Annotated in this window: 24 protein-coding genes; 10 read left to right on the top strand and 14 right to left on the bottom strand. The window is 71.9% G+C overall.

Features of this window, described 5'->3' with window-relative positions:
* Window positions 1–116: 116 nt before the first annotated feature.
* Window positions 117–1973, top strand: coding sequence for a hypothetical protein (locus IPG72_07685; protein ID MBK6768875.1), 1857 nt, complete (start codon window positions 117–119; stop codon window positions 1971–1973).
* A gap of 95 nt (window positions 1974–2068) precedes the next feature.
* On the top strand, window positions 2069–3208 hold the full coding sequence (locus tag IPG72_07680; protein ID MBK6768874.1) for an NYN domain-containing protein: 1140 nt from the start codon (window positions 2069–2071) through the stop codon (window positions 3206–3208).
* Between the two features lie 43 nt (window positions 3209–3251).
* Here IPG72_07680 and IPG72_07675 read toward each other — a convergent pair whose 3' ends face one another.
* From IPG72_07675 to IPG72_07665, 3 genes are read right to left on the bottom strand one after another with little or no spacing between them, the layout of a single operon-like run.
* Window positions 3252–3716 carry a phosphoribosyltransferase gene (locus IPG72_07675; protein ID MBK6768873.1) on the bottom strand — a complete coding sequence of 155 codons (465 nt, stop codon included), beginning with the start codon at window positions 3714–3716 and terminating at the stop codon, window positions 3252–3254.
* Complete coding sequence (locus IPG72_07670) at window positions 3713–4099, bottom strand: hypothetical protein (protein ID MBK6768872.1); 387 nt, start codon at window positions 4097–4099, stop codon at window positions 3713–3715. Before IPG72_07670 ends, IPG72_07675 begins: the two co-directional genes overlap by 4 nt.
* The gene (locus IPG72_07665) at window positions 4096–4689 is read right to left on the bottom strand and encodes a hypothetical protein (GenBank protein ID MBK6768871.1); all 594 of its coding nucleotides are present in this window, start codon (window positions 4687–4689) and stop codon (window positions 4096–4098) included. The genes IPG72_07670 and IPG72_07665 overlap by 4 nt, the downstream gene beginning before the upstream one ends.
* A gap of 50 nt (window positions 4690–4739) precedes the next feature.
* Here IPG72_07665 and IPG72_07660 point away from each other — a divergent pair, with 50 nt between their 5' ends.
* Window positions 4740–5288 carry a chromate transporter gene (locus IPG72_07660; GenBank protein MBK6768870.1) on the top strand — a complete coding sequence of 183 codons (549 nt, stop codon included), beginning with the start codon at window positions 4740–4742 and terminating at the stop codon, window positions 5286–5288.
* Here the strand turns inward: IPG72_07660 and IPG72_07655 are convergent.
* The 8 genes from IPG72_07655 to IPG72_07620 all read right to left on the bottom strand — a co-directional run bounded on the left by IPG72_07655 (window position 5280) and on the right by IPG72_07620 (window position 13182).
* Window positions 5280–6770, bottom strand: a complete 1491-nt coding sequence (locus IPG72_07655) for an aldehyde dehydrogenase (GenBank protein ID MBK6768869.1) — start codon at window positions 6768–6770, stop codon at window positions 5280–5282. The genes IPG72_07660 and IPG72_07655 overlap by 9 nt on opposite strands.
* Before the next feature lie 108 nt (window positions 6771–6878).
* Window positions 6879–8072 (bottom strand): thiolase family protein, encoded by a 1194-nt coding sequence (locus IPG72_07650; GenBank protein MBK6768868.1) that lies wholly within the window; start codon window positions 8070–8072, stop codon window positions 6879–6881.
* Window positions 8069–8419 (bottom strand): hypothetical protein, encoded by a 351-nt coding sequence (locus IPG72_07645; GenBank protein ID MBK6768867.1) that lies wholly within the window; start codon window positions 8417–8419, stop codon window positions 8069–8071. Before IPG72_07645 ends, IPG72_07650 begins: the two co-directional genes overlap by 4 nt.
* Before the next feature lie 66 nt (window positions 8420–8485).
* Window positions 8486–9217 carry a 3-hydroxybutyryl-CoA dehydrogenase gene (locus IPG72_07640; protein MBK6768866.1) on the bottom strand — a complete coding sequence of 244 codons (732 nt, stop codon included), beginning with the start codon at window positions 9215–9217 and terminating at the stop codon, window positions 8486–8488.
* Window positions 9218–9230: 13 nt separating this feature from the next.
* Entirely contained in the window at window positions 9231–10046 is an 816-nt protein-coding gene (locus tag IPG72_07635) for a hypothetical protein (protein MBK6768865.1), read from the bottom strand.
* A 144-nt stretch (window positions 10047–10190) separates the two neighbouring features.
* Complete coding sequence (locus IPG72_07630; protein MBK6768864.1) at window positions 10191–10979, bottom strand: enoyl-CoA hydratase/isomerase family protein; 789 nt, start codon at window positions 10977–10979, stop codon at window positions 10191–10193.
* A 139-nt stretch (window positions 10980–11118) separates the two neighbouring features.
* Window positions 11119–12396, bottom strand: a complete 1278-nt coding sequence (locus tag IPG72_07625) for a hypothetical protein (protein ID MBK6768863.1) — start codon at window positions 12394–12396, stop codon at window positions 11119–11121.
* Between the two features lie 12 nt (window positions 12397–12408).
* Complete coding sequence (locus IPG72_07620; GenBank protein MBK6768862.1) at window positions 12409–13182, bottom strand: enoyl-CoA hydratase/isomerase family protein; 774 nt, start codon at window positions 13180–13182, stop codon at window positions 12409–12411.
* A 13-nt stretch (window positions 13183–13195) separates the two neighbouring features.
* On the opposite strand from IPG72_07620, the gene IPG72_07615 reads away from it, so the two are divergent.
* Complete coding sequence (locus IPG72_07615) at window positions 13196–14626, top strand: C39 family peptidase (GenBank protein MBK6768861.1); 1431 nt, start codon at window positions 13196–13198, stop codon at window positions 14624–14626.
* Window positions 14627–14811: 185 nt separating this feature from the next.
* Complete coding sequence (gene trmB, locus IPG72_07610) at window positions 14812–15873, top strand: tRNA (guanosine(46)-N7)-methyltransferase TrmB (GenBank protein MBK6768860.1); 1062 nt, start codon at window positions 14812–14814, stop codon at window positions 15871–15873.
* On the opposite strand, the gene murJ is transcribed toward trmB, so the two are convergent.
* Window positions 15870–17546, bottom strand: coding sequence for a murein biosynthesis integral membrane protein MurJ (murJ, locus tag IPG72_07605; protein MBK6768859.1), 1677 nt, complete (start codon window positions 17544–17546; stop codon window positions 15870–15872). The genes trmB and murJ overlap by 4 nt on opposite strands.
* A gap of 168 nt (window positions 17547–17714) precedes the next feature.
* Here murJ and IPG72_07600 point away from each other — a divergent pair, with 168 nt between their 5' ends.
* The 3 genes from IPG72_07600 to IPG72_07590 all read left to right on the top strand — a co-directional run bounded on the left by IPG72_07600 (window position 17715) and on the right by IPG72_07590 (window position 20414).
* Window positions 17715–19142, top strand: a complete 1428-nt coding sequence (locus IPG72_07600; GenBank protein MBK6768858.1) for a cystathionine beta-synthase — start codon at window positions 17715–17717, stop codon at window positions 19140–19142.
* Window positions 19139–19972, top strand: coding sequence for a hypothetical protein (locus IPG72_07595; protein ID MBK6768857.1), 834 nt, complete (start codon window positions 19139–19141; stop codon window positions 19970–19972). The genes IPG72_07600 and IPG72_07595 overlap by 4 nt, the downstream gene beginning before the upstream one ends.
* 88 nt (window positions 19973–20060) lie before the next feature.
* Window positions 20061–20414 (top strand): metal-sulfur cluster assembly factor, encoded by a 354-nt coding sequence (locus IPG72_07590; protein ID MBK6768856.1) that lies wholly within the window; start codon window positions 20061–20063, stop codon window positions 20412–20414.
* A 27-nt stretch (window positions 20415–20441) separates the two neighbouring features.
* Here the strand turns inward: IPG72_07590 and IPG72_07585 are convergent, their stop codons facing one another.
* The gene (locus IPG72_07585; GenBank protein MBK6768855.1) at window positions 20442–21533 is read right to left on the bottom strand and encodes a polyprenyl synthetase family protein; all 1092 of its coding nucleotides are present in this window, start codon (window positions 21531–21533) and stop codon (window positions 20442–20444) included.
* Window positions 21530–22561 (bottom strand): type 2 isopentenyl-diphosphate Delta-isomerase, encoded by a 1032-nt coding sequence (locus IPG72_07580; protein MBK6768854.1) that lies wholly within the window; start codon window positions 22559–22561, stop codon window positions 21530–21532. Before IPG72_07580 ends, IPG72_07585 begins: the two co-directional genes overlap by 4 nt.
* Before the next feature lie 245 nt (window positions 22562–22806).
* On the opposite strand from IPG72_07580, the gene acpP reads away from it, so the two are divergent.
* Window positions 22807–23061, top strand: coding sequence for an acyl carrier protein (acpP, locus tag IPG72_07575; protein MBK6768853.1), 255 nt, complete (start codon window positions 22807–22809; stop codon window positions 23059–23061).
* 87 nt (window positions 23062–23148) lie between these two features.
* Window positions 23149–25143: a hydantoinase/oxoprolinase family protein gene (locus IPG72_07570; protein ID MBK6768852.1), complete on the top strand. Its 1995-nt coding sequence runs from the start codon at window positions 23149–23151 to the stop codon at window positions 25141–25143.
* Window positions 25144–25220 lie beyond the last annotated feature (77 nt).

Here is a 25220-nt window from a genome sequence, read left to right as displayed (position 1 = left end):
CGTTTGTCCACTTCGGGGGCCGGGGCGTCTGTTATCATTGTCGAACGTCGGCGACATCCCTCACCCATCCCCTCCAGTCGCCATTCCCGACCGCTCGACAGCCGGCAGGAGCACGTGTGGCCGTCCTATCTGATGCACCGCGCCCCAGAGCCCGATGGGCTTGGCCAACCGTTGCCGTCGCCGTCGCGTGCGGCGTCGGGCTGCGGCTTGCCCCGCCGGCACTGGCCCAGGATCCGACCGCCGCGGCGTCGCCGCAGGCTGAGGCCGCCCGCAGCATCGCCGCGGCGTTCCGCGCGCTGGCCGATGTCGCGTCCGCGGCCGCCGACGACGCCGGCTGGCAGCAGGCCGACGACACGTACAACAACGTCGTGTTGGCGGCGCTGGACCTCCACCGCCCGTCCCTCGTGCTGGCCGGTGACGCCGCGCGCGGCCCGCTGGCGACGGTGGACGGGGCGCTGTTCCAGGTCGGTCAGGCGCTGGACAGCCAGGATGCGGCCCGCATCCGGTCCGAGGCCGAACGCGTCGCAGGGGCCCTGGACGTGCTGGCGCCCGGCCTGGCCGGCAGCGCGCCGGCGCTGGGCACGGCGCTGGCCGGTTGGCGTGAGCTGGCAGCGGACTTCGAGCGGCTGTCCGCCCGCCAACGGGGCGGCGAGGATGTGTGGCGGGACATGCGCAACGCGGCGATCGCGTTGATGGACGACGTGGCGGCGCGCGAGGCGAGCGTCGCTGCGGCGGTGCCCGCGGGGGCCGTCGCACTCCAGCGCGTGCGCGTGATGGCCTACCGGATGCGGATGGCGGCGCTCGACCAGTCGGCCGACGCGGCGGCCAGCGCATTGGCGTTGTTCGAACGCGCGATGGACGAGCTCGAGACATCCGTGTCGACCGGCGGGGTGCCGCCGCGCGAGGTGCCGGCCATCCTGTCGTTCGAGGGGCTGCCCGTGGTCGGCCAAGTGGGCCAGAGCGTCGCGGTGCCGATCATGACGCGCGGCGTCGCGGACGTTGGGGGGCTCGGCGGCTTCGTGCTCGATATCCGTTGGAGTCCTCGTGCGCTGCGGATGGACGACGTGCGCTGGAACCTCGGCGGCGCGGCAAGCGCGACGGCGAACGATGTCGCGGCCGGACACTACATCCTCGAATTGCCGCCGGCGCCGGTCGGTCCCGAGGTCGACGCGCGCGTGGCCGAGCTCGTGATGACGGTCCTCGGGGTGACGCCCGACGCGGCGGACTATGTTCCGTCCGAACCGCTGGCGGCGTTGAACGATGCGCTCGACGAGGCAGAGCGACTTACGCTTTCCGGAGAGGTCGCCATGGCATCGGCCCGTCTGTTCGGCGCGTATGCCGGCTTCGCCGACGGCAACGGCGTGATGGGCAGCCTGTACGCCCGGCTGGAAGAAGTCGATCGGTCCGCCCTCGTCGAAACCGCCTGGCTCGGGCTGCTCGATCGTGCCAGCCGCCCCGAGCCGGCCGGGGCCGACGCGATCGTCGAGGCGATCGGTGCGGCGCGCGCGGCGCTGGCGGGCGGCGTCGAGGCGTACGTCACATCCCTCTCCACCGACGGCGGGATCCCGATCACGATCGATGTTATCTCGGCCACCGACTTGGCCGGGCGTTCATTGGCCACACGGAAGTCCGTGGCGGGGCGCGTCCTGACGAGCGGTCTGGCGACGCCGACCGCCATCGGGTCGCCGGACGACGGGGCGGGCAGCGGGGCGCCGGCCGGGGCGCCGCCAACCGAGCCACCGGGCATGGACTTGCTGCCGCCCGGCACGGTGCCGCCGCTTGGCGCAGGTGCGGGCGGCGGTGCGCCTGCAGGGTCCGCCGGGGCGGCCGGAGGGGCAGGCGATTCCGATGCGGTTGCCGAAGCGGGCGACGGACGCCCGGATGGTCGGCTCGGTATCGCCCTTGCTGCGGCGCTGTTAATCGGCGGCTTGGGCGCGCTCTTGAGCGCCCGACGAGGAAGAGGCGCGCACTAGGCGCGTTCGTCGACATCGATGCGGCATACAAAGATCGATCTCACGTTTCGCATTCAGGCCAACTGCAACCGTACCCGCCAGGAGTCAAGGTCAAGATGCCCAAAGTGATGGTGTTCATCGACGGTACGTGGTTGTACCGCAACACGTTCAAGCTGGCCGAGTCGGCCGGCAAGCCGGAGTACCGCATCCACTTCGGCAAGTTGCCGAACGTGCTCGCCGGGATCATCGGCGACAAGGCCGGCGGTGCGCCGGTGGATATCGTCCGTACGCACCTCGTGTCGAGCTATCCAGCCCACCACGACGCCCTGGATGACGAAGCCGTCGAGCGGCAGTTGGACTTCTACGACTTCCTGCGCGAGGAGTACCGCTACGACGTCCAGCTCTTCCGCGTGAACTACATGGGCCGCCGCGTGCGCCGCTCCGACCGCGACCCCGACGACACGTTCGAGCCGCGCGAGAAGTGCGTCGACATCGCGCTCGCGACGACGATGCTCTACTACGCCGCGCTCGGCACGGTGTACGACGTGGCGATCGCCGTCGTCGGCGACGGGGACTATCGACCCGTGTTCCAGTACCTGCGGCTGCTGGGGAAGCGCGTGGCGATCGCCAGCGTTCAGGGCAGCTGCGCCGCCGAGTTCAGCGACCCGCTCGACGAGGCGCGCGTGAAGGACTACGACGTCATCTGGTTGAACGACCTCGTCGACGAGATCGAGCTCACGTACGAGCCGCACTTGCGCCGCTGCGAGTCGCCGGCGCACGAAGGCGATCGGATGGTCACGACGACGTACTACCCGCGCAAGGGCCAGAAATTCTACTGCGACACGTGCCGCAGCGAGTTCTCGCGCCAGCGCGAGCACGCCTGGAGCGGAGCGTCCGAGGGCCATCCGTCCGGTGAGGACGATGCGCCGCACGGCGTCGCACCCCGCGTCGGGCAGTCGATGACAGGCTACATCAAGCGCAAGTTCGACGACCGGATGTATGCCTTCATCCACGCCGCCGATGGCCGCGACTACTTCTGTCACGTCGCGGACATGGAGGACGAATCGCTGTTCGGCGCGCTGGCCGAGGGGGATCTCGTCGAGTTCCTGGTGCGCAAGCTGCCCGACCGAGGCCAGGCCGGCGCGGCGCGCGGGGTGCGCCACATCGAAGGCGCCACGTCCCATGACGCGGTCGGCCACATCGCCCGGATGGCCTATGGCGGCGATCCGGACGAGTCGACGGCGGACACCGAGTAGTACGTGACCACGGCCCTCTCGACGGCGGGCCGCGCCGCGGCTGTCACGGCCGCAGTCCCTCCCACGGGTAGACGATCCAGTCGTCCGTCTCGACGACCCAATGGTCCGGCGCCTCGTTCGGGAACGCGGAACGGCGCGGCTTGTAGTGCAGCACGGCCACGATCGGCTCGCCGCCGAGCGCGCGCACGCGGTCTCGAACGGCCACCGCGGTGCGCCCCGAGTCCCAGATGTCGTCGACGATGAGCACGCGCCGGCCGCGCACGTCGTCGTCGCGCGGGAAGTGGTAGACCGTCATCGTGTCCGTCTTCGTTTCGCCGTGATAGCTGGCCAGCGCGGCGGAGAGCACGTTGCGGTGGTCGAGGACGCTGCACAGCACCGCCGCCGGAACGAGCCCGCCGCGCGAGACGGCGAGGACGGCATCGAACGGGACGTCGCCCAACTGAACGGCCAGCGCACGCGTCAGCGCGACGACGTCCTCCCAACTGAGGTTGACCCGGGCGTCGCTCATCGCTCGAGCGCCGGCACGATGCGTTCGACAAGCGTCCCGCCGCCGAGCCAGCCGGCGAAGTCGGACGGAGCCAGATCGACTTCGATGTCGATCGCCGGATCGCGCGCGATCCGAACCGTGTCCACCTTGAGCGCCTCCGTCGACACCGCGTGCGGCGTCGCGCCGTTCACGGCACGCGTGAAGGCCATCAGCTTGGGCATCGTGCTGAACGCCAGCACCGCGTCGCTCGCGCGTGCACCCGTGCGCACGAGGAAGCGCCAGGCGAACCGCTCGACGTGGCCGACTCCCTCGTCGTCGACCGGCCCGCCGATGCCCAGGATGTAGAGCGACCCGAACGACCGCCAACGCGCGTTCGGCCCGACGCCGTTGGTGTGGCCGCTCACGGCGTGGTCCTGCCGTCGATGCCGGGCACGTCATCGATGCCGTCGCCCGGAAAGAATGATCCGCCAGCCTCGTTCTGGCCTTCGCCGCCGGCGCCGGCCGTGCCGACGACGAGCTCGCGGATTCGCCAGTCGCGGTCTTCGAGGTCGAGCGTTGCGGACAACGGGAACGTCGCGCGCCCGTCGCCGTAGCGGATGAACGCGTTCACGATCGCCGCCTGCGGGGCGAGGGCGTCGAGCCCGTCGATCGGCACGATGCGGGCGATGCGGACACCGACGGCGCCCGCGAACGCGTCGTTGCCGAGCACGAGGGCATCGACGGATTCGAGCGTCGTCTGCCGCAGGCCGGCGTTGGAATAGAGGCCGTGCACGCCGAGCGCGTCGCCGACCGCCGCCCGGCGGACGGCCGCATCGAGCACGGGCTGGACACGGCGCACGGTGTACGGGCCGTGCGGCACGGCGAAGACCCACACGACGGCCAGCAGCAAGGCGAGGAACGCGACCGAGCCGCCCATGAGGGACAGGCTGAGCGTCCGCTGAACCTCGCTGCTCGACGTCGGACTCGGCAGGTGTTGCTGTTCGGTCGTTGCCACGGCTCCGCCTCCGCCGACAGTATAATCGCCGTCTCCCGTGGAGGGCGGCAATGGAACACTTGGTACGCGTCTGGGCGGTGTTCGTCACGTTCACGCGCTGCGGCGCCTTCGGGTTCGGCGGTGGGCCGTCGATGATCCCGCTCATGCAGCAGGAGGTCGTCGTCGGGCGCGGCTGGCTGACGGACGCCGAGTTCGTCGACCTCCTGGCGATGGGCAACGCCTTGCCGGGCCCGATCACGACGAAGCTGGCGGCTGTCATCGGCTGGCGGCAGGCCGGGTCGCTTGGCGCGGCGGCCGGCCTCGTCGGGATGGTGTTGCCGACCGCGCTCATCATGCTGGCGGTCGCCGCCACGGTCGCGGCCTACCAGGACCGGCCGCGCGCCAAGGGTGCGCTCAGCGCCGCCCGGCCGGCCGTCGTCGCGCTGTTGGCGTGGACGGCCTGGGACGTCGGCCGCGGCGTCACGCGCACGATGCCGCCGGCGGGCCTGGCGTGGTTCGGCGCGATCCTGGCGGCCAGCTTCGTGCTCCTCCTGTTCGACGTCCATCCGGCGGTCGTCCTCGTCCTGGCGGCGCTCGTCGGCGCCGTGGCGCTAGCCTAGGCCGAACGGGTCGACCGGACGCGTGCCGGTGTAGACGACGACGCTCTTCAGCTCGGTGAAATCGTCCAACGCCTCGAGGCTGACCTCGCGTCCCCAGCCGGACTGCTTGTAGCCACCGAACGGTGTGCCGGGGAACACGGTGAACGGCTGGTTGACGGTGACGATGCCGCTCTTGATCGCCGCGGCCGTGCGGTGCGCCCGGCCGATATCGCGCGTCCAGACGGATGCGGCGAGGCCGTAGATGCTGTCGTTCGCCCCGGCGACGGCTGCCGCGTCGTCATCGAACGGCAGGATGCAGGCGACGGGTCCGAAGATCTCCTCCTGGGCGACGCGCATGTCGTTCGTGCAGTCGGCCAGCGTCGTCGGCAGCAGGAAGCTGCCGTCCGCAAGCGCCGGGTCCGTCGGTCGGCCGCCGCCGGTCAGCAACCGCGCCCCTTCGGCTTGGCCGGCGGCGATGTAGCCCTCGACGCCGGCGCGGTGCTCGGGCGTGATCAGTGCTCCGATTTGGGTCGCCTTGTCCAGCGGATCGCCGACGACGAGCCGCTGCGTTGCCGCGGCGAACGCCTCGACGAACGCGTCGTACACCGGGCGCTGGACGAAGATTCGGCTGCGGGCCTCGCACGACTGGCCCGCCGAGTAGAAGATCGACCAGACCGTCGCCGGCACCGCGGCGCCGAGGTCCGCATCGCCGAACACGATGGCGGGGCTCTTGCCGCCGAGTTCCAGCGAGACGCGGCGGAAGTCGCCCTTGGCGGCATCGAGGATCGAGCGACCGACCTCGGTCGAGCCCGTGAAGCTCACCTTGTCCACGCCCCGATGGCGCGCCAGGCCTGCGCCGACGGTCGCTCCACCGCCGGTGACGACGTTCACCGCCCCCTCCGGGAAGCCGGCCTCGACCGCCAGCTCGCCGAGGACGAGCGCCGAGAGCGGCGTGTACGACGCCGGCTTGATCACGCAGGCGTTGCCGGCGGCGAGGGCCGGCGCGAGCTTGCGGAGCGTGAGCATGAGCGGGTAGTTCCACGGCACGATCAACGCACAGACGCCGAGCGGCTCGCGCAACGTGTAGTTCAGGAACCCGAACGGCGCCTCGTTCGTCCGGCCCTGGATCTTCGTCGCGGCGCCGGCGAAGAACTCGAGTTCGCCGATGCCCTGCGCGATCTCGGCCTTGACGCTCTGGATCGCCTTGCCGTTGTCCTTGGCCTCGAGCGTCGCCAGGTCATCGATCGCCGACCACAGCAAGTCGGCCAGTTTGAACATGAGCCGGGTCCGTCGTGCGCCGCCCATTCGGGCCCACTTCCCGCCGTCAAATGCCGCCCGCGCTGCGGCGACGGCACGGTCGACGTCCGCCGGTCCGCCGTCGGGCACTTCGGCCAGCGGCCGGCCGGTCGCCGGGTTCATCGTCGTCGTCCATGCGCCGGACGCGGCATCCACCGGCGCGTTGCCGATGATCATCTGGAATCGGTTGCGGTCGTAAGCGGACATGGGGGGCTCCTGCGGGCGGGGCGGATGGGCGGGGCGGATGGGTGAGGCCGGGGGCAACGAGGGCGACGCAATGGGCCCGATCGGCGGCGGAACGCGGCGGGCGTCGGTTCAGCGGTCCAGGTTCTCGAACACCGTTGCGGCGCCCTGGCCGACGCCGACACACAACGTCACCAGGCCGTACCGACCGCCGGTGCGGCGCAGCTCGTGCAGCAGCGTGGCCGTCAGACGGGCGCCGGAGCAGCCGAGCGGGTGACCGATCGCGATCGCACCGCCGCTCGGGTTCACGCGCGCCTCGTCCAGTCCGAGGGCGTCGATGACGGCCAGGGCCTGCACGGCGAAGGCCTCGTTCAGCTCGATCACATCGAGGTCGGCCACCGTCAGGCCGGCGCGCGCGAGCGCCTTTTGGGTCGCCGGCACCGGCCCGAGGCCCATCGTGCGCGGATCGACGCCCGCCACCGCCGAGGCGACGATGCGCGCCAGCGGCCGCATGCCGGCCGCTTCGGCCGCCGCGCGATCGGCGACGAGCACGGCGGCCGCACCGTCGTTCAGACTGCTGGCATTGCCGGCCGTTACCGTGCCGCCGCTGCGGAAGACCGGGCGCAAGGATCCAAGGGTTTCGATCGAGCTGTCAGCCCGCGGCCCTTCGTCCCTTTCGAAGCGCGTCACTGCACCCTTGCGACCCGGAACGTCGACGGCGACGAGCTCGTCGGCGAACCATCCGGCGTCGTGTGCGGCCACTGCCCGGCAGTGACTCCGCAACGCGAACGCATCCTGGCGCTCCCGCGAGATCCCGGTCAGCGTCTGCACGTTCTCAGCCGTCTCGCCCATGCTCTCGAGCGGAAACAGCGCTTCCATCGCCGGGTTCGGATAGCGCCAGCCGAGCGACGTGTCCCAGGCGGTGACGTTGCCGCGCGGCGTGCGGGCGAGTGAGAGCGGCGCGCGCGACATGCTCTCGACACCGCCGGCCACGAAGAACGCGCCCTCGCCGGCCATCACCGCCCGCGCTGCCTGCTGGATCGCGTCGAGTCCCGAGGCGCACAGCCGGTTGACCGTCGTTCCGGCCACACTGTGCGGCAGGCCCGCCAGCAGGGCGCACATCCGGGCGACGTTGCGGTTGTCCTCCCCGGCTTGGTTTGCGCACCCGAAGTAGACATCCTCGATGGCGGCTGTGTCGACGCCCGTGCGTTCGACGAGTGCGCGGATGGCGATCGCGCCGAGGTCGTCCGGTCGGACGTCGGCCAGCGCGCCGCCGAGCTTGCCGACGGGCGTCCTGACCGCGTCGACGACGACTGCTTCGTTCATGCGTGGCCCTCGGCGGCATCGTTCGCGGTGCGGTCGTCGTCGGGCCGCGCAGCCGAAGCGGCCCCCATCGTCGCGGGCTCGACGTCGTGCTGGCCGTCCTGTTCGCGGCCGGGGCCGCCGCCCGATCGCGGTGCGACCGGCAGTTCGGACAACGCTGCCGTTGCCGATGCCCCAGCCCCCGCGGCAGCGGTCGACGCGGCGCCCTCGAGCGCGCGCACGCGCCGGCCGAGCGAGCGGAGCGCGACGAACTGCGCCGCCATCCACAGCAGCATCGCCAGCGGCAGGGCGAGCGCGAGGAGCCACAGCATCGCCGTGACGAGGGTTGTCGAGTCGAGCGTTGCGTTCATCGGCGCGTGCCTTCCGGGGTCGCCCCTCTTCGGGGCCATGCGGTTGGGATTGCGGTCGTCGGCCCGTCAGCCGAGCGGAAGCGGCAGTCCGGCGGCGGCGTGGCGGCGCAGGAGCGGGGCGACGCGGTAGCGGTCCTCGCCGTGCTCGGCGGCCAGCGCGTCGAGCACGGCCACCACCACCCGCGGCCCGACGGTGTTCGCCCACTCGATCGGCCCGCGGGGATAGCGTGTTCCCAGCCGCATCGCCGTGTCGATGTCCGCGCCGCCGGCCGTCCGTTCCATCAACGCGAACGCCGCCTCGTTCGCCAGGCAGCACACGATCCGGCCGAGGACGAGCGCGGTTCCATCCGCCACCCAGACCGGTGCAAGGTCGATCGCCGTCCAGACCGCGGCGGCGGCACCGGCGTCGGAATCGGCGGCCTGAAGCGCGCGGGCGCACTCCACGGTCGTCCGGCCGGCCCACGGCGGCAGCAGGCTGAAGCCGAACACGCGCGCGGGGTGCTCGACGCTGGCGGCGACGTACGTGGCCGACGTGGCAAGGCAGCACGACCACAGCGGGCGACTTGGAGGCAGGTGGCGATCGGCCAGCGCCAGCGCCGCGGCCTTGCGCGCGCGGTCGACGACGCAGACATCGATGCAGGCGTCGCTCGTGGCCAGCGCATCGGCCAGTTGGACATCGCTCGGACGGTGGTCGGCGCCGACGTCGCCGGCGACCACGGTGTGGCCGGCGGCGCGGAAACGCTCGGCCAACGCCTCGGCCCAGTCCGTCTCCGCTTCGCCGAGGATCGTCAGGCGCATGGGATTGCGTGCCTCACGGCAGGTAGGTGAAGTAGCCGCGGCCCGACTTCCGGCCGAGGCGCCCGCTCTCGACCATCGCCCGCTGGATGGGGTGCGGCCGGAAGCGCGGGTCGCCGAAAAAACCCTCGAACACGGAGCTGGCCGCAGCGAAGTTCACGTCGATGCCGATGAGATCCATCAGCTCGAACGGCCCCATCGGAAACCCGCCGTCGCGCACGAGCGCGTCGAGCGTCGCCGCGTCGGCCGTGCCCTCGCCCAGCAGGCGCAGTGCCTCACCGTAGAACGGCCGGGCGACGCGGTTCACGATGAACCCGGGCGTGTCCTTGGCAAGCACCGGCGTCTTGCCCCACCGCGCGGCCATCGCCGCGACCGCAGCCACCACGCCCTCGTCCGTGGCGGGGCCGCGGATCACCTCGACGAGCGGCATGAGCGGCGCCGGGTTGAAGAAGTGGAGGCCGATCAGTCGCTCCGGCCGCTTCAACGCGCCGCCGATCGCCGCGACAGACAGCGTCGACGTGTTCGTCGCCAGCACTGCCCGTTCCGCGACGATGCCCTCGAGATCGGCGAAGAGCTGCTGCTTGAGCGCCAGACGCTCGGGCGCCGCCTCGACGACGAGCGCGCACGGCGCGCACGCATCCAGCGTCGAGGCGCCGGTGATGCGCGCGACGGCTCGCTCGGCTTCGACGGCCGACAACCGTCCCTTGGCGGCGTCGCGCCGCAGGAATCCGGCGATCTGGCCCAGTGCCAGCTCGACCTGCGACGGAGCGACATCGAACAGCACGACCGGGTGACCCGCGACGGCCGCCACCTGGGCAATGCCGGCACCCATCGTCCCTGCGCCGATCACACCGATCGGGCGGGACGCGTCGAGCTCGGTGCCCCATGCGTCGCCGGGCGCCAGGTCGCGTGCGTCGGCGTCGGTTCGGGCCGCGGCAGGCGCCTGCGTGCGTGAATCGTCAGCCACGGCAGCCGCTCACGTGCCCGTGAAGCGGGGCGGGCGCTTCTCGAGGAACGCGCGAACGCCCTCACCATGGTCGGCGGTGAGGCCCGCGATCTGCTGGAGGTGGGCCTCGTAGTCCAACGCGTCGTCCAGCGAGCCCGCGGCGGCGCGGTTCATCGCCCGCTTCGTCAGGCCGAACGCTTTCGTCGGGCCGCTCGCAAGCTGCGCGGCGAGCACCGCCGTGCGGTCCGCCAGCTCGGCGTCGGGCACGACGTGGTTGACGATGCCGGCGGCATGCGCCTCGGCGGCGGTCAAGCGGCCTCCGGTGGCGTAGAGCTCGTACGCCCGCGCGTAGCCGAGGAACCGTGGCAGGAACCACGTGGCGCCGCTGTCGGGCACGAGGCCGACGAGGCCGAACGCGGTGGCGAACTTGGCGGACTCGGCGGCGAGCCGGATGTCGCATGCAAAGGCGATGCTGGCGCCCGCCCCGGCCGCAACCCCGTTCACGGACGCGATGACGGGCTTCTCGACGGTGCGCAGCGCCCGGACGATCTTGTTGTAGGTCGCTTCGAGGTGTTCCTTGAAGCTCAGGCCGTGCCCGCGGTCCTGAACGTCGCCCAGGTCCTGGCCGGCCGTGAACGCCCGCCCGGCGCCCGTCAGGACGATCGCGCGCACGGCCGCGTCGCGCTCGCACGCGCGCAACCCCTTGAGCAGCGCGTGCAGCATCGCGTCGGTGAAGGCGTTCATCTTGTCCGGGCGGTTCAACGTGAGCGTCGCGACGCCGTCGGCGAAGGCGTACTGGACGGTATCGCTCCCGGTCACGGACACTGGGCCGTCGGCCATCGGACGCTCCTGGCGGGCGCGCACCGCTCGGGCGGCAGCGGCGCGGCGATTCTAGCACGTCGCCGTGGCATGGACGTCTTCGCCTGACGGCGACGACAGCGGGTGGAGGACGTCGCCGTCAGGGCGCAGTCGCCTTGTCCGGCACGGGGACGAACGCGAAGATCGTGCTCGGGAACTTGTCCGTGACGACGAGGAAACCCATATCGCCGAGCGTCACGAGGCCCTCCCAGTTGCGCGCTGTCTCGGCATCGAGCAGGGCAAGCTGGACGGGCGGCTCGTCGGCCAGCTTGTAGCCGGAACCGAACCCGGCGCTGTCCGGGAGGCGCTCGATGCGAATGATCCGCTCGACGTGCTCGAACGACGCATGCGTTGCGCCCTCGCCCCAGCGTTGCGCGATCCCGTCGGTCGACGGCTTGAGCACCGCGGCGTCGCCCGGGAACATGTAGTTCGTCATCCAGAACGACCCGTCCGGCGCAGCCTCGGATGCATCCGTGACCCGGTATTCGATCGTCGGGAACGCGAAGTCGCCCGCCGGCTGCAGATCGGGGGTGAGTCGATAGCCACTCGGCGACGGGTTGATGGCCGATCCGTTCGCTTCGAAGATCGCCGTCACACCCTCGGCATCGGCGACGAGCGACTCGATCGACATGTTGTCGATCTCGACGGGCAGCGGTACGCCCGCCGGATCGCCGGCATCGATCGTGATGCCGATCGGCATGCCGTCCGCATCGACGTCGACGGTTCCGCGGACCACGAAGGCGGCCATGTCGTCCCCGTTCTGGACCTCGATCGACACGTAGACGGTTCGTCCGTGGAACGCGATCGCCTCGAAACCCTCGAACCCGTCGATCGCCCGCGGCTCCCCATCGCCGAACCCGGCGCCGGCAACGGGGATTGCGAACGGGGTGACGGACGGCGCTTGCCGCGTCAGCGCAGCCTCGACATCGGCCCGCCGGACGCCGAACAGCGTGCCGTCGCCGGTGTTCGTCTTCGTGACGACGGTGCCATCGTAGCCGAAGCGGCCCGGGTACTGCGGCAGGAAGACGAGCGTGTCCGAGAACCACGCCATGCCCGAGACCTCGGCCTCGCGGACGGCCAGCGGGCCGTCGAGGGCGATCTCGCGGACGGCGGATTCCGGCTGGGCGGCCGTCGTCGATGCAATGCCGGTGGTCGGCGTGATGCCCGCCGTTCCGCTCAGCGGCGCGACGGCGCTCGGCATCGTCCCGGCGGGCGGCGTCGCCGCGGTCGGGTCGATGGTGGCCGCCGGTCCGGCCGCCGACGGGGTCGACCCGCCCTCGCCATCGCCCGGGGCACGCGCCGAGCGTGTCAACCAGAATCCGGCGACGGCGAAGAGGGCCAGCACGGCCGCGGCAACGATCCAGGTGCGTCGAGACATCGGTCGGACCCCCTATCGCCCCTTCCAGACCGGCACGCGCTTGTCGAGGAAGGCGCGCATCCCCTCGGTCTGATCGTCGGTTCCGAAGAGCAGGTAGAACAGCCGCCGCTCGGTGAGGAGGCCGCGGTCCAGGTAGTCATCGAAGACGCTGTTCACGGCCTGCTTGGCCAGCTGGACGGCGATCGGCGGCTTGGACGCGATCTCGCGGGCCAAGCGGATCGCCTCGTCCAAATAGGCCTCGACGGGCACGACGCGGTTCACCAGGCCCCAGGCATGCGCTTCGTGGGCACTGAAGAAGCGGCCGGTCAGCACAAGTTCCATCGTCCGCGCCTTGCCGATCGCCTGCGCCAGTCGCTGCGACCCGCCTGCGCCGGGCATGACGCCGATGTTGATCTCGGGCTGGCCGAACTGTGCCGTCTCGCTGGCGACGATCATGTCGCACATCATCGCCGTCTCGCAGCCGCCGCCGAGCGCAAAGCCGCTCACGGCGGCGATGATCGGCTTCTTCACTTTGCGGACGCGGTCCCACGTGGCGAACATGTCGCGCCGGATCTGGTCGACCACGCCCGCCTCGGCCATGTCGCCGATGTCTGCGCCGGCGGCGAACGCGCGCGCATTGCCGGTGAGGACGATCGCCCCGACCTCCGGATCCGCGTCGAACGCCTCGAGCGCGTCGGCCATCTGGGCGATCAGCGCCGGGCTGAGCGCGTTCAGCTTGTCGGGCCTGTTGAACTGCACGATCCCGACCGGGCCGTCGCGATCGGTGAGGACGAACTGATCGGGCATCTCGGACTCTCCGTTGGTCTCGCTCGGTGGGACGAGCGGCGCGGCCGCCGCACCAGCACGCACGGCGACATCGCCCGAGGCCGCCTGTGCTATCGTAGCCGACCGGCGCTCCGGCCTCCCGACGGCCGATCATAGGAGCCGGCGGAGGCGCATTATCGACAGCGGCGACGGGGCGGGTCAAACGCTCAGCGGTTACACGAGCGGCTGGCGGCGGCGGTGCACGGCCGAGCGGATCGCGGCGGCGTTCCTCGCGCTGGCCCTCGCGGCATGCGGCCCGCGCGACGGTGCGGTCGAGCACGCGGTGGCCCCGGACGGCGCCACGGCCGCCCGATCGTCGGCCGCCACCGCCGAGCCGACGCCCGTCGCACCCGATCCGGCCGTGCTCTTGACGGCCGACGCCGCCTACGAAGCGACGGCGGTCGCGTCCACGCCGCCGTCGGCGACGACCGCAACCGCGGTGCTCACCGCTGCCGTCACAACGGGCGGCGCCCCGGTGCAGGCATCCGCGCTCGACGCGTCGAGCGTCCTGCTGTCGGGCGTGTCGCACACGTGGCAGAAGTGGAACAACTGCGGCCCATCGGCGGTCGTCATGGCGATGAGCCCACTCGGCGTCGATGTCGACCAGCTCGTGGCGGCGGCCAGCATCAAGCCCGACCGCGAGGATACGAACGTCGCACCCGATGAGCTGGCGGCATACGTCGCGCAGCACGGGCTGCGGGCGCGCGTCCGCTACGGTGCCGAGCGCGGGCGCCTGCGGGCGCTGCTGCGAGCCGGCGTGCCGGTGATCGTCGAGCACTGGGTCAGCGTCGAGGGGCGCGGGGAGATGGGGCACTACCGCGTCCTCGTCGGCTACGACGACGGGCCCGCCGAGTTCATTGCGGTCGACTCGTACTATGGTGCGAATCGGCGCTACGGCTACGACGCCGTCGACGCGATGGGCCGGCCGTTCCTCGGCGCGTACGTCGCCGTCTTCCGTCCCGAGCAGGCCGCCGCCGTCGACGACGCGCTGGCCGGCGACGCCGTGGACGGCGTGATGTGGGCGCGCGTCGGCGCGGACGTCGAGTCGTACGCTGCGGCCAACGTCGCCGACCCGTGGGCGCACTTCGCCCTCGGGGAATGGCGTGCCCGGCAGGGCATGGCCGAGGGCGCGGTGGCCGCGTTCGACGAGGCGCGCGCGATCGGGCTGCCGTTCCGCGCGTTCTGGTACCAGTTCGGCTATGCCCGCGCGCTGTTCGATCGCGGTGCGTACGATGCGCTCGTTGCCCAAGCCGACGCGACGATCGAGACGATGAAAGGTGAGAACCTCGAGGAGTGGCACGTCTGGCGAGGCCGTGCGCTCGCCGCGCTCGGCCGTACGGGAGAGGCGCGCGCGGCGTTCGAGCGTGCGATTGCGTTCCATCCAGGGTTCGCGCCGGCCGCAGCCGAACTCGAGCGCCTGCCGTGAACCGCAGCAGCGATGCGTCCGTCTATGCGCCCGTCAATGGGCCTGTCGATGCGCCCGTCAATGCGCCTTCGTTCCCGCGCAATCCGCGCCCTGGCCCGGCCGAGCCAGACCGTGCGATTGCCGGTCACGGGGCGCAAGTCGACGGGCTCGATCGTGCGCCGCGGGGTGGGCCGCCAAGTCCGGGCATGGCGCTGTCGATCCACCGCCTGCCCTGGCCGACGCCGTGGACGGAACTGTTCGGGCGCGACGGTCCGCTGTGCGTCGAGATCGGCTTCGGGCGCGGCGCGTTTCTTCTCGACCTCGCGCGGCGCAGGCCCGAGGCCAACGTCATCGGCATCGAGATCTCCAACCGCAGCCTCGTCGCCGTCGAGCGCGCCGCGGCCCTTCAGGGGCTGCACAACGTGCGGGCCGTCCACGCCACCGGCCAGGCTGCACTTGCCCACCTCTTCGCGCCCGGCACGGTCGGCGAGGTGCACGTGAACTTCCCGGATCCGTGGTTCAAGACGCGCCACGCCCACCGCCGGCTCCTCGCGCCCATGACGATCGCGCGCATCGCGTCCTGCCTCGAGATCGGCGGGACGTTGCACTGCGCGACGGACGTCGCCGCCTACGCCGTCGAGATCGACCGCGCGCTCGCGGGCGAGCCCGCTCTGGCGAACGCGCTGGCCGCAGATCAACGCGCGTCGCCCACGCGGCTCGACGGCGCCGTCACGAAGTACGAGTCGCTCGCAATCGCGGCCGGCCGGCCGTGCGCCTACTTCAAGTACGCGCGCACCGCTACGGCCGCCGCGCCCACCCCCGTCCTCACGGAGCTCCCGATGCCGCACGTCGCCCTTCGCTCGACCGGCGCCGACCCGTCGGCCGCGGCCACGACGTTCACGTCGCGCCAGGTCCGCGTGGCCGGATGCCACGTCCACCCCCTCGCCGCCTACGTCGGACCGACCGGACTGCTCATCGACACCGTCGTCGTCGACCCGACGATCGAGCAGCACATCGCGGTGGCCGTCCATCCCCGTGCGGACGGCGCATGGGTCGTCGGCCTCGCGACCATCGGCCAGCCGCGGCCGACGCTCGGCTGCCACGTGGCGGTCGCGGTCGTCGCGCGCTGGCTGTTGGCCGTGCTGCCGGGCGCCGAGGTCGTTGCCGAGGCGCTCAGCCTCGATCCGGTGGCGCGGGCAATGCTCGCCGAGGGCAGCGCGGCGCCGGTCGATGGGGTCGCGGCCGCTGACGCAGAGGTCGCGAGCTAGCGTCGGAACACGCGTCGGAGCACGCCCGCGACCGCCGAGCGCGGCACGACGCCGAACGCCAGCGCCAGCCCTACGTAAACGGCGCCACCCGCCGTGCCCGCGATCGCCAAGCGGAGCAGCCCGTCGCCGAGCGGGCCGTCGAGCGGCCCGAGGGCGAGGCCGGCGGGCAGTGCGCGCGCCACGGTGAGGATCACGGCGGCCATTCCAGCGCCCGCGGCCATGGTGCGCCCCAGGATCGACCCGAGCCGGCGCCCCTCGATGCCGTCCAGCCGGCGCCGCACGAGCCAGAGCGCGACGGCAACCTCACCGCTCACGGCGATCGAGTTCGCGAGGGCGATGCCGCCGACCGTCGCCGCCAGTCCCCAGCCGCGCGCCGTCGCGAGCGCCGTGAAGAGCGCCGCCAACGCGATGTTCGCGACCATCGTGCCGACGGCGATGTAGAGGGGCGTACGGGTGTCCTGTTGGGCGTAGAACAGCCGGGCCGCGACCTCGAGCGTGACGTGGCCCACGAGTCCGAGGGCGAACATCCGCAGCGCGGCGGCGGTGAGCGCGGCGGCGTCGGCGTCGAAGCGACCGGTCTGGAGGAGCACCTGCACCGCCGGGCCGGCCAGCGTCGCAAGACCGACGGCCGCCGGCACGGCCAGGATCGTCATCGCCGCGAGGGCGTCGGCGGCGGTGCGGCGCAGCTCGGCGCGGCGGCCGCGGGCGGCAAGCTCGGCCAGCGTCGGGAACGCGGCGGTGCCGACCGCCGTGCCGAGGATGGACTGCGGCATCTGGCTGATCACCCAGGCGTAGTTCAGGCTGGCTAGCGCCCCGACACCGGCGCCGGATGCCAGGCGGGTGTTGGCGATGAAGACCGCCTGAACGGCGCCGAGCGAGAGCATCCGCGGCCACAGGAGGGACAGGACGCGTCGCACACGCGGATCGTGGAGTCCGAACGTCGCGTGCCACCGGAAGCCGCGCTGCACGAGGGCCGGCACTTTGATGAGGAGGTGGCCGAGCGCGCCGACGACGACGCCCCACGCCAACCCTTCGATCGGCACCGCGAAGTGCGGCGCAAGCCAGACCGCGCCGGCGATGATCCCGAGGTTGTAAGCGACGGTGGCGAGCGCCGGCGTCAGGAAGTGCTGGAACGCGTTCAGGATGCCGAACTGCAGGCCCGAGACGGCGAAGACGAGCGTCGAAGCCAGGATGATCCGCATGAGGTGGGCGGTCAGGAGTTGCTGCGCCAACGGGACGTCGGGTGTGATCCAGCGCGTGAGCGGCACGGCGAGTGCGAACGCCCCGGCCGCCGCGAGGGCGGTGGCGACGGCCACCAGGTTCGTCACGCCGCTCGCAAGACGCCAGGCGCCGTCGCGGTCCTCGTCCGTCAGCGCCTGGCTGAAGACGGGCAGGAACGCGCTGACGAGCGCACCGCCGGCAAAGAGCGTGAAGAGCAGGTCCGGCACGCGGAATGCGGCGACGTATGCCTCGTACTCGGCGGAGAGGCCGAACGCATGGCTGATCGCCCGCTCGCGGAGCAGGCCGACGACCTTGGCGGCCAGGAACAGGACGCCGATCAGAGCAGAGGCACGGGCAATCCGCCGCCCGGCGGCGCGTCGGGTGTCGTCGAGTGGCAGCTCGCGCGGCTCGGGCGGCGGCGGCTCGGCGGGCACTTCGTGCGGTTCCATCATGGCGCCATGATACCGCGCGTCGCTCGAATCGCCGTCGAGGACATCCGTTTCGCGGCCAACGTCTTGACCGGGCCAAAGCCCGGATGCTACCGTCACCTCCCCTTTGCTCAGGAGTCAGCCGTGGATCCCAGCTCCGCTTCGGCGCCGCATCATCCGAGGGACGCCGCGATGCCGGGCGTCCTCGACAACATCCTCCAGACCGTCGGCCACACGCCGATCGTGCGGCTGCACCACGTCACGGACGGGGCGGCGCCGGACATCCTGGCCAAGGTCGAGTTCTTCAACCCGGGAGGGTCCGTGAAGGACCGGATCGGTCTCGGGATGATCGAGGCGGCCGAACGCGACGGGCGGCTCAAGCCCGGCGGCACGATCGTCGAGTGCACATCCGGCAACACCGGTGTCGGACTGGCGATCGCTGCGGCGCTCAAGGGCTACCACGCGATCTTCACGATGCCCGACAAGATGAGCGACGAGAAGATCCGGGTCCTCCGCGCGTACGGCGCGCAGGTCATCGTCACGCCGACGGCCGTCGAGCCCGAGGACCCGCGGTCGTACTACTCGGTGGCGCGCCGGATCGCGGCCGACACGCCGGGCGCCGTGCTCGTGGACCAGTACAGCAATCCGGCGAACCCCATGGCCCATTATCTGAGCACGGGACCGGAGATCTGGGATCAGACCGGCGGCCGGATCACGCACTTCATCTGCACGATCGGTACGGGCGGCACGATCACCGGAACCGGGCGCTACTTGAAAGAGCGGAACGCCGCAATCCAAGTCGTCGGCGTCGACCCGGTCGGGTCCATCCTGCACGACTACTTCTACACCGGCGTCATGCCACCGGCGCACAGCTACGCCGTCGAGGGCATCGGCGAGGACTTCATCCCGAGCGTCTACGACTTCGATGTGATCGACGACATCGTCCAGGTGACGGACGGCGAGTCGTTTCGGATGGCGCGGCGGCTCGTGCGCGAGGAGGGGATGTTCGTCGGCGGCTCGTGCGGCAGCGCGGTCGCCGGGGCGCTGGCGTACGCCCGCGACCGCGCCCTCGGCCCGGACGCGGTCGTGGTGGTCCTCCTGCCCGACAGCGGTGCGCGCTACCTCTCCAAACTCTTCAACGACGACTGGCTGCGCGAGAACGGCTTCCACATGGGCGAGCGGATCCGCGGCTACGTCACGGACGTCCTCGCCCGCCGCGGACCGTCGCCCGTCGTGACCGTCCGCCCGGATGCCGCCGTCGGCGAGGCCGTCGCGCTCATGCGGCGCCACGGCATCTCGCAGCTGCCGGTGGTCGACGCGGCGGGCGACATCGTCGGCGTCCTCGGTGAGCGCGACGTGCTGGCGGCGATGTTCGACGCCGGCCGCGAAGGGCGGGCGGCCGATGCGACCGTGGCCGCCCTCGTCTCCAACCGGATCGCCGTCGTCGAGCCCGGCACGACGCTGTCCGTCCTCGGCCGCATCTTCGCCGACACGGACCTCGCCATCGTCCGCAGCGGCGACGCGCTCCTCGGCGTGCTCACGAAGATCGACCTGATCGCCTTTCTCACGGACAGCGCCGGCCGGGACGGCGAGCCGGCGGTTGGGAGGGACGGCGCATGAGCGACGGGGGCACCCACGAGCTGCCCGACCTACGGATCGTCGAGCTTGCGCGCGTCGTGCCGCACGAGGACTTCGACGAACGGCGGATCCTGGCGCTGGCGGAACGGCTGGTGCGCGAGGAAGTGCTGAAGGATCCGCCGATCGTGGCGCCGCTCGGCGACGGCCGCTTCGTCGTGCTGGACGGGGCGAACCGCACAAGTGCCCTCAAGCACCTCGGCTACCGGGATGCCCTCGTCCAGGTGGTCGATTACGATGCGGTGGCGCTGTCGACATGGCATCACCTCGTCGTCGGCCTGAGCGCCCAGGCGCTCGCCGCCGGCCTGTCGGCCATACCCGGCCTGGCCACCGACGATGCGACGCTGCCGGAGGCCAAGGCGTCGCTCAAGGCGAACGATGCCACGGCGTACGTCGTGTACGACGGCGGCGCCACGGTCACGCTCAGCGGCGGCTCGGATCTCGTCGGCCGGTGCGAGATGCTCCGACGTGTCGTATCCGTCTACAACGGCCGTGCCGACATCCACCGCGTCCGCGCCTCCGAACTCGGCGCGATCGATGCGCACTACGACGACGTCGGCGGCCTCGTCGTCTTCCCGGCGTTCACACCCGACGACATCCTGTCGCTCGTTCGCGAGGGCGGCGTGCTGCCGAGCGGGATCTCGCGCCACGTGATCCCAGGCCGGGCGCTGCGCCTGCACTTCAGCATGGCCATTCTGGCGGATGAGGCGCCGCGCGACGAGAAGAACCGGCACCTGATCGAGTGGATCCGACGCAAGCGCCAGGCGAACCAGATCCGTGCGTACGATGAGCCGACGGTGCTCTATGATGAGTGACCGCGACGCGTCGCGGCCGACGGATGGACAAGCCGCGCTGGCGTCTGATCGGCCGGCGGCCGGCGTCGAACGACCAGGAGCGACCGACATGACCGATGCGACCCCTCTTCCGCCGTCCGTGCTTGCGCTCGATCCGGCCGAGCACGCAGCGCTCGACTCGGAGATCCGCGAGGCGCTGCGCACCGTCGTCGACCCCGAGATCAACATCGACGTCGTGACGCTCGGCCTGATCCGCGAGATCGTGTTTCACCCGGCCGAGACCGAGGTCCAGATGATCCTGACGACCCCGTTCTGCCCGTACGCCGGTTCGATCATCCAACAGATCAAGGATGTGACGCGCAACGTCGCCGGCAACGACGTGCGCGTCACGCTGCTCGATACACCGCCGTGGTCGCCCGATCTGATGGAGGGCGGCGACTGGGGGGAGTGGGGCCTGATCTGAGGGCAGAAACCGACCGAGGGCGCGTGATCAGCGATCGCGGTTAACGGCCAAGTGCGACAGTGAGCGCAGCGCCGCGCGCGCGTCGGCCGTGATCGCGAGCCCATCGAGCGCCGTGTCGGCGTCCGCGGCCCGGCGATCCGCCCAGTGCCGGCACGCGTCCCGGATGCCGGCACGCTCGAGCGCGCGCGCAAGCTCGGCGGCCTGCGCTTCGTCCAAGGCGTCGTTGGTCAACGCGGCCTGGACGCGATCGGCCGTCGTCGGATCGACCGCGCCGAGGAGAAGCGGCAAGCCCTTCTTCCGCCGCAGGACATCGTGCCCCACCGGCTTGCCCGTCACCGCCGGATCGCCCCACAGTCCGAGGACATCGTCCTGGATCTGGAACGCGGTGCCGACGTGCTCGCCCCATGTCGCCAGGGTGGAGGCCGTGTCCTCGTCTCCGCCGGCGCCGAGTGCGCCCAGCGCCGCGGCCGCCCCCAAGAGCGCGCCCGTCTTGGCGCGCACCATCCCGCGGTAGTCAAAGGGCGTCACGTGCTGGACGTCCGCCGCCTCGAAGGCAAGGTCGAGGCTCTGCCCGACGGCGAGTCGAACGCACGCCTCGTCGTAGCGCCGGGCCATGGCCACGAGCGCCGCCGGTGACACGGGCGCATGCATGAGGACCTGGCGGGCGATCCCGAACAGCGCATCGCCGGCGTTGATCGCCTGCGGCACACCGACGACCGTCCAGAGCGTCGGCCGCCCGCGGCGCAACCGGTCGCCGTCCTCGATGTCGTCGTGGACGAGCGAGAACTCGTGCGTCAGCTCGATTGCGGCCGCCACATCGATCGCCGCCGTGTCGTCCATCGCGCCGCCGGCGCCGGCCCAGGCGACCAGCACGACGCGCGGCCGAAGCCCCTTGGCGCTGGCGGCCCGGGAGTCGACGCCGCCGTCCGGCCAGCCGAGGTGCCCGCGCAGCCAGCCGAAGAGAGGTGTGGCCGTCGGTTCGTCCGGCGTGACGGCGCGGCGCATCCGCGCGTGAACGGCGTCCAGACGCACGTCGGCCAGCGACATTGCGCCCGGTATGCGGCTGCGCTTGGCCACCCATGACGGCTCGTTGCCGGCGGCCGGTGTCTCGCCCGTCATGCGGGGCGTCGTCGCAGCGCCGGCGAGTCGCGCAGCTCATCGAGATTCCCCGCGCCGACGGCGAACTGGGCGATGCGAAGCGTCCGACCGAGCGTCGTCAGCGCCTCGACGACGGTGTCCGCCTGCGCCGCCTTGAGGAGCGGCCCCGCCAGACCGACGAGCGATGCGCCGAGGGCGACGGCCTTGGCGACGTCGACGCCGTCGCGAATGCCTCCGCTGGCGATGAGCGGCACGCCCGGCACGGCGGCGCGCACCTCGACCAGGCTCTCGGCGGTCGGGAGGCCCCACCCGACGAACGCGGCGGCCACGGCGCGGGCGGCTTCCGATGGCGCGCGGTGCATCTCGACCTGGCTCCAGCTCGTCCCGCCGGCGCCCGCCACGTCGATCGCCTGCACGCCCGCGTCGACGAGGCGCCGAGCCGTCGGGCCGGAGATCCCCCAGCCGACCTCCTTGGCGACGAGCGGGACGTCGAGGGCGCGGGCGACGGCCTCGATCCGGCCGAGCAGCCCGGCCCAGCGCGTGTCGCCTTCCGGCTGAACCGCCTCTTGTAGGGCGTTGAGATGCAGGATCAGGCCATCGGCCCCGACCATCTCCACGGCGCGCCGGCATTCGTCGACCCCGTAGCCGGTGTTCAGCTGCGCGGCGCCCAGGTTGGCGAGGAGCAGGATGCCCGGGGCGACGTCCCGCACTCTGAAGCTCGCCGCCAGGGCCGGATCCTCGAGCGCCGCACGCTGCGAGCCGACGCCCATCGCCGCGCCCGTCGCTTGGGCGGCCTCGGCCAGCGTGCGGTTGATCCGCGCGAGGTCGGACGCGCCGCCCGTCATCGACGAGATGAGGATCGGCAGCCGGAACGTGCGGCCGAAGAACGAGCCGTCGCTGCGCACGTCGTCGAGATCCAGATCCGGCAGCGCTTCGGGCGCGAAGGCGTACCGTTCGAAGCCACTGGCGACCGACCCGGCGACGTCCTCGCCAAGGTTGATCGCCACGTGGTCACGTTTCCGCTGCTGGGTGGGCGACACGTCGCTCATCGGGCGCGAACCTCTGAGGTCGAAGGGCTGGGTCGAGGGTCGACGGGGGCGGGTCGTGGCGGGGGGAGGGTGTCGAAGGGGAAGCGAATGGTGCGGTCGGCGTGCGGCTCGGTCAAGGGCGACCGCCATCGGCGCCGTCAGGTGATTGACCACCTCAGGCGCCGTGCGTATAGTGTCGCGCCGCGCCCGATCGGGCGCGCGACTCGGCCATGGCCGCCGAGCGCCGCTGGCAGGAGGAAGTAGGCATGTCTACCGCAGAGGACACGTTCGCGCGGGTGAGCGACATCATCGTCGAGAACCTGGGCGTTGATGCCGCGCAGATCACGATGGACACCCATTTCAGGGACGACCTCGACGCCGATTCGCTCGACCTGGCCGAGCTGATCATGGAGTTCGAGGAGCAGTTCAACGTCGGCGACATCAGCGAAGACGATGCGATGAAGATCCAGACCGTCGGCGACGCGGTGAACTACCTGACCAACGCCCTCGACAACGCGTGACGGCCGGCGGGCACGCGGCATCCGGCTGCGGCCCGCACGGCACACAACACGTCGCTGGATCCGCGTTTGCGCGTGAGAACGACCGCCATGCAGCCGCGTGACCCGTCGTCCGCTTCGCCGCCGCCCGTCATCGGCATCGACATCGGCGGCACGTTCACGGACTGCGTGGCCCTCGACGGTGACCGGCTGGAGCTCCTCAAGCTCCCGACCACCGAAGATGATCCCGCCGCCGCCGTCCTCGCCGCCGTCCGGTCGCTCGACCCGGCTGGCGAGGCGGCGGTGGTCCACGGTTCGACCGTCGCCACGAACGCGCTCCTCGAACGGCGTGGTGCGCGAACGGTGTTCGTCACGACCGCCGGCTTCGGCGATCTCCTGACGCTCGGCCGCGGTGCGCGAACGGACCTGTACCACCTTGCGCCCGACCCGCTGACCAACCTCGTGGCGGACGGCGATGTCGTCGAGCTGCCGGAGCGTGTCGGGGCCGACGGCGGTTGCCTGCGCCCGCTGTCGGATCGTGCCGCCGCGGCCGCGGCCCGCAAGGTGGGCGCGCGGAGCGCGGAAGCGGCGGCGGTGTGCTGCCTGTTCTCGTACCTCCGCCCTGCCCACGAGCGCGCATTCGGCCGCGCGATCGCCCGCCGCGCTCCGACGTGCTTCACGAGCCTGTCCGTCGACGTCCTGCCCGAATTCCGCGAGTACGAGCGTGCGACTGCGACGGTGGTGAACGCCTACGTCGGTCCCCGCACGTCGCGCTACCTCAACCGGCTTCACACCGGCCTGGACGGTCGTCGCCTCGCGGTGATGGGTTCCCACGGCGGGACGCTGGCGCCGGACGTCGCGGCGCGCCTGCCCTTGACGATGATCCTCTCCGGCCCAGCGGCCGGTGTGACGGGCGCGCTGGCGGTGGCGCGCCGCGCCGGCCTCGGCGGCATCCTCACGTTCGACATGGGCGGTACTTCGACGGATGTCAGCGTCGCCGGCGAAGAGCTGCCGCTGACCCAGGACGCGGTCCTGGACGGCCTGCCGATCCAACGCCAGATCGTCGATGTCCACACCGTGGGGGCCGGCGGCGGTTCGCTGCTGCACGTGGACGCCGGCGGGGCGTTGCGGGTCGGTCCGCGGAGCGCCGGCGCATCGCCGGGTCCGGCAGCGTACGGACGCGGCGGCACACAGGCGACGATCACGGACGCCCACGTCATGCTCGGCCGGCTGCCCGGCGGCATCGCACTCGGCGGCGGCGCGACGCTCGACGTCGACGCGGCCCGGCGGGCGATCGGGCGACTGGCGGACGCGGCCGGCCTGCCGGCGGCCGACGCGGCTCGAACGGCGTTGGATGTGGCCGATGCGACGATGGAGCACGCACTGCGGACGGTCTCGGTGCGGCGCGGCGTGGATCCGGCCGCGCTCACGCTCGTGGCGTTCGGCGGGGCGGGCGGGCTGCACGCATGCCGATTGGCCGAGCGGTTGGGCATCCGCCGCGTCTGTGTTCCGGCGCAGGCCGGCGCGCTGTCGGCGCTCGGTCTGGCGGTCGCCGTGCCGGCCGTCTCGGTCAGCCGATCGGTCGTCGCGGGCGGCCGCCTGGCGGCGTGGCGCGGCGTCTTCGGCACGCTCGAGCACGAGGCCGGCGCCGCGCTGGCTCGCCTGAGCGGTGCGGCGGCGACGCGCGTCGAGCGCTCGGCCGATGTCCGATACGCCAGCCAGTCGTGGGCGCTGACCGTGCCGTGGCCGGCCGACGGCCGGATCGAGCGCGCGTTCACCGCCGCCCACCGGGCCCGGTTCGGCTTCGTCGCTTCGGAACCCGTGGCCGTCGTCACGTTGCGGGTGCGGGCGATCGGTCCGGAGGGGCGACGGCCGGTTCCGGCACCGGCCTGCGGGGCGGGCGGTCCGTTGCCGCAGGCGTTCGACACCGTGCTCGACGACGGGACGGACGCGCGCGTGCCGGTGGTTGAGCGCGCTTCCCTTGCGATCGGCGCGGACCTCGTCGGGCCCGCGATCCTCGTTCAGCAGGACGCGACGACGTGGGTGGCGGCCGGTTGGCGCGGAACGGTCGGCCCCGCCTTCGACATGTGCCTGGAGCGTCCGTGAGGGCTTCGCCAAGCCAACATAACGCCCGTATCTTGGCGTTTCGTTCATGCGTTCTATATGCGGGTTCGGCTCGATGC

The organism is Candidatus Avedoeria danica (assembly GCA_016703025.1).
GTDB lineage: Bacteria > Chloroflexota > Anaerolineae > Epilineales > Epilineaceae > Avedoeria > Avedoeria danica.
Note: the sequence above shows the minus strand (reverse complement) of the source record. Positions and strands in the feature narration are given on the sequence as shown.

Coding starts and splice junctions, on each gene's coding strand:
- IPG72_07680 (MBK6768874.1), top strand. CDS start 2,069: ATGCCCAAAGTGATGGTGTTCATCGACGGTACGTGGTTGTACCGCAAC.
- IPG72_07675 (MBK6768873.1), bottom strand. CDS start 3,716: ATGAGCGACGCCCGGGTCAACCTCAGTTGGGAGGACGTCGTCGCGCTG.
- IPG72_07660 (MBK6768870.1), top strand. CDS start 4,740: ATGGAACACTTGGTACGCGTCTGGGCGGTGTTCGTCACGTTCACGCGC.
- IPG72_07655 (MBK6768869.1), bottom strand. CDS start 6,770: ATGTCCGCTTACGACCGCAACCGATTCCAGATGATCATCGGCAACGCG.
- IPG72_07650 (MBK6768868.1), bottom strand. CDS start 8,072: ATGAACGAAGCAGTCGTCGTCGACGCGGTCAGGACGCCCGTCGGCAAG.
- IPG72_07645 (MBK6768867.1), bottom strand. CDS start 8,419: ATGAACGCAACGCTCGACTCGACAACCCTCGTCACGGCGATGCTGTGG.
- IPG72_07640 (MBK6768866.1), bottom strand. CDS start 9,217: ATGCGCCTGACGATCCTCGGCGAAGCGGAGACGGACTGGGCCGAGGCG.
- IPG72_07635 (MBK6768865.1), bottom strand. CDS start 10,046: ATGGGTGCCGGCATTGCCCAGGTGGCGGCCGTCGCGGGTCACCCGGTC.
- IPG72_07625 (MBK6768863.1), bottom strand. CDS start 12,396: ATGTCTCGACGCACCTGGATCGTTGCCGCGGCCGTGCTGGCCCTCTTC.
- IPG72_07620 (MBK6768862.1), bottom strand. CDS start 13,182: ATGCCCGATCAGTTCGTCCTCACCGATCGCGACGGCCCGGTCGGGATC.
- trmB (MBK6768860.1), top strand. CDS start 14,812: ATGGCGCTGTCGATCCACCGCCTGCCCTGGCCGACGCCGTGGACGGAA.
- murJ (MBK6768859.1), bottom strand. CDS start 17,546: ATGATGGAACCGCACGAAGTGCCCGCCGAGCCGCCGCCGCCCGAGCCG.
- IPG72_07600 (MBK6768858.1), top strand. CDS start 17,715: ATGCCGGGCGTCCTCGACAACATCCTCCAGACCGTCGGCCACACGCCG.
- IPG72_07595 (MBK6768857.1), top strand. CDS start 19,139: ATGAGCGACGGGGGCACCCACGAGCTGCCCGACCTACGGATCGTCGAG.
- IPG72_07590 (MBK6768856.1), top strand. CDS start 20,061: ATGACCGATGCGACCCCTCTTCCGCCGTCCGTGCTTGCGCTCGATCCG.
- IPG72_07585 (MBK6768855.1), bottom strand. CDS start 21,533: ATGACGGGCGAGACACCGGCCGCCGGCAACGAGCCGTCATGGGTGGCC.
- IPG72_07580 (MBK6768854.1), bottom strand. CDS start 22,561: ATGAGCGACGTGTCGCCCACCCAGCAGCGGAAACGTGACCACGTGGCG.
- acpP (MBK6768853.1), top strand. CDS start 22,807: ATGTCTACCGCAGAGGACACGTTCGCGCGGGTGAGCGACATCATCGTC.
- IPG72_07570 (MBK6768852.1), top strand. CDS start 23,149: ATGCAGCCGCGTGACCCGTCGTCCGCTTCGCCGCCGCCCGTCATCGGC.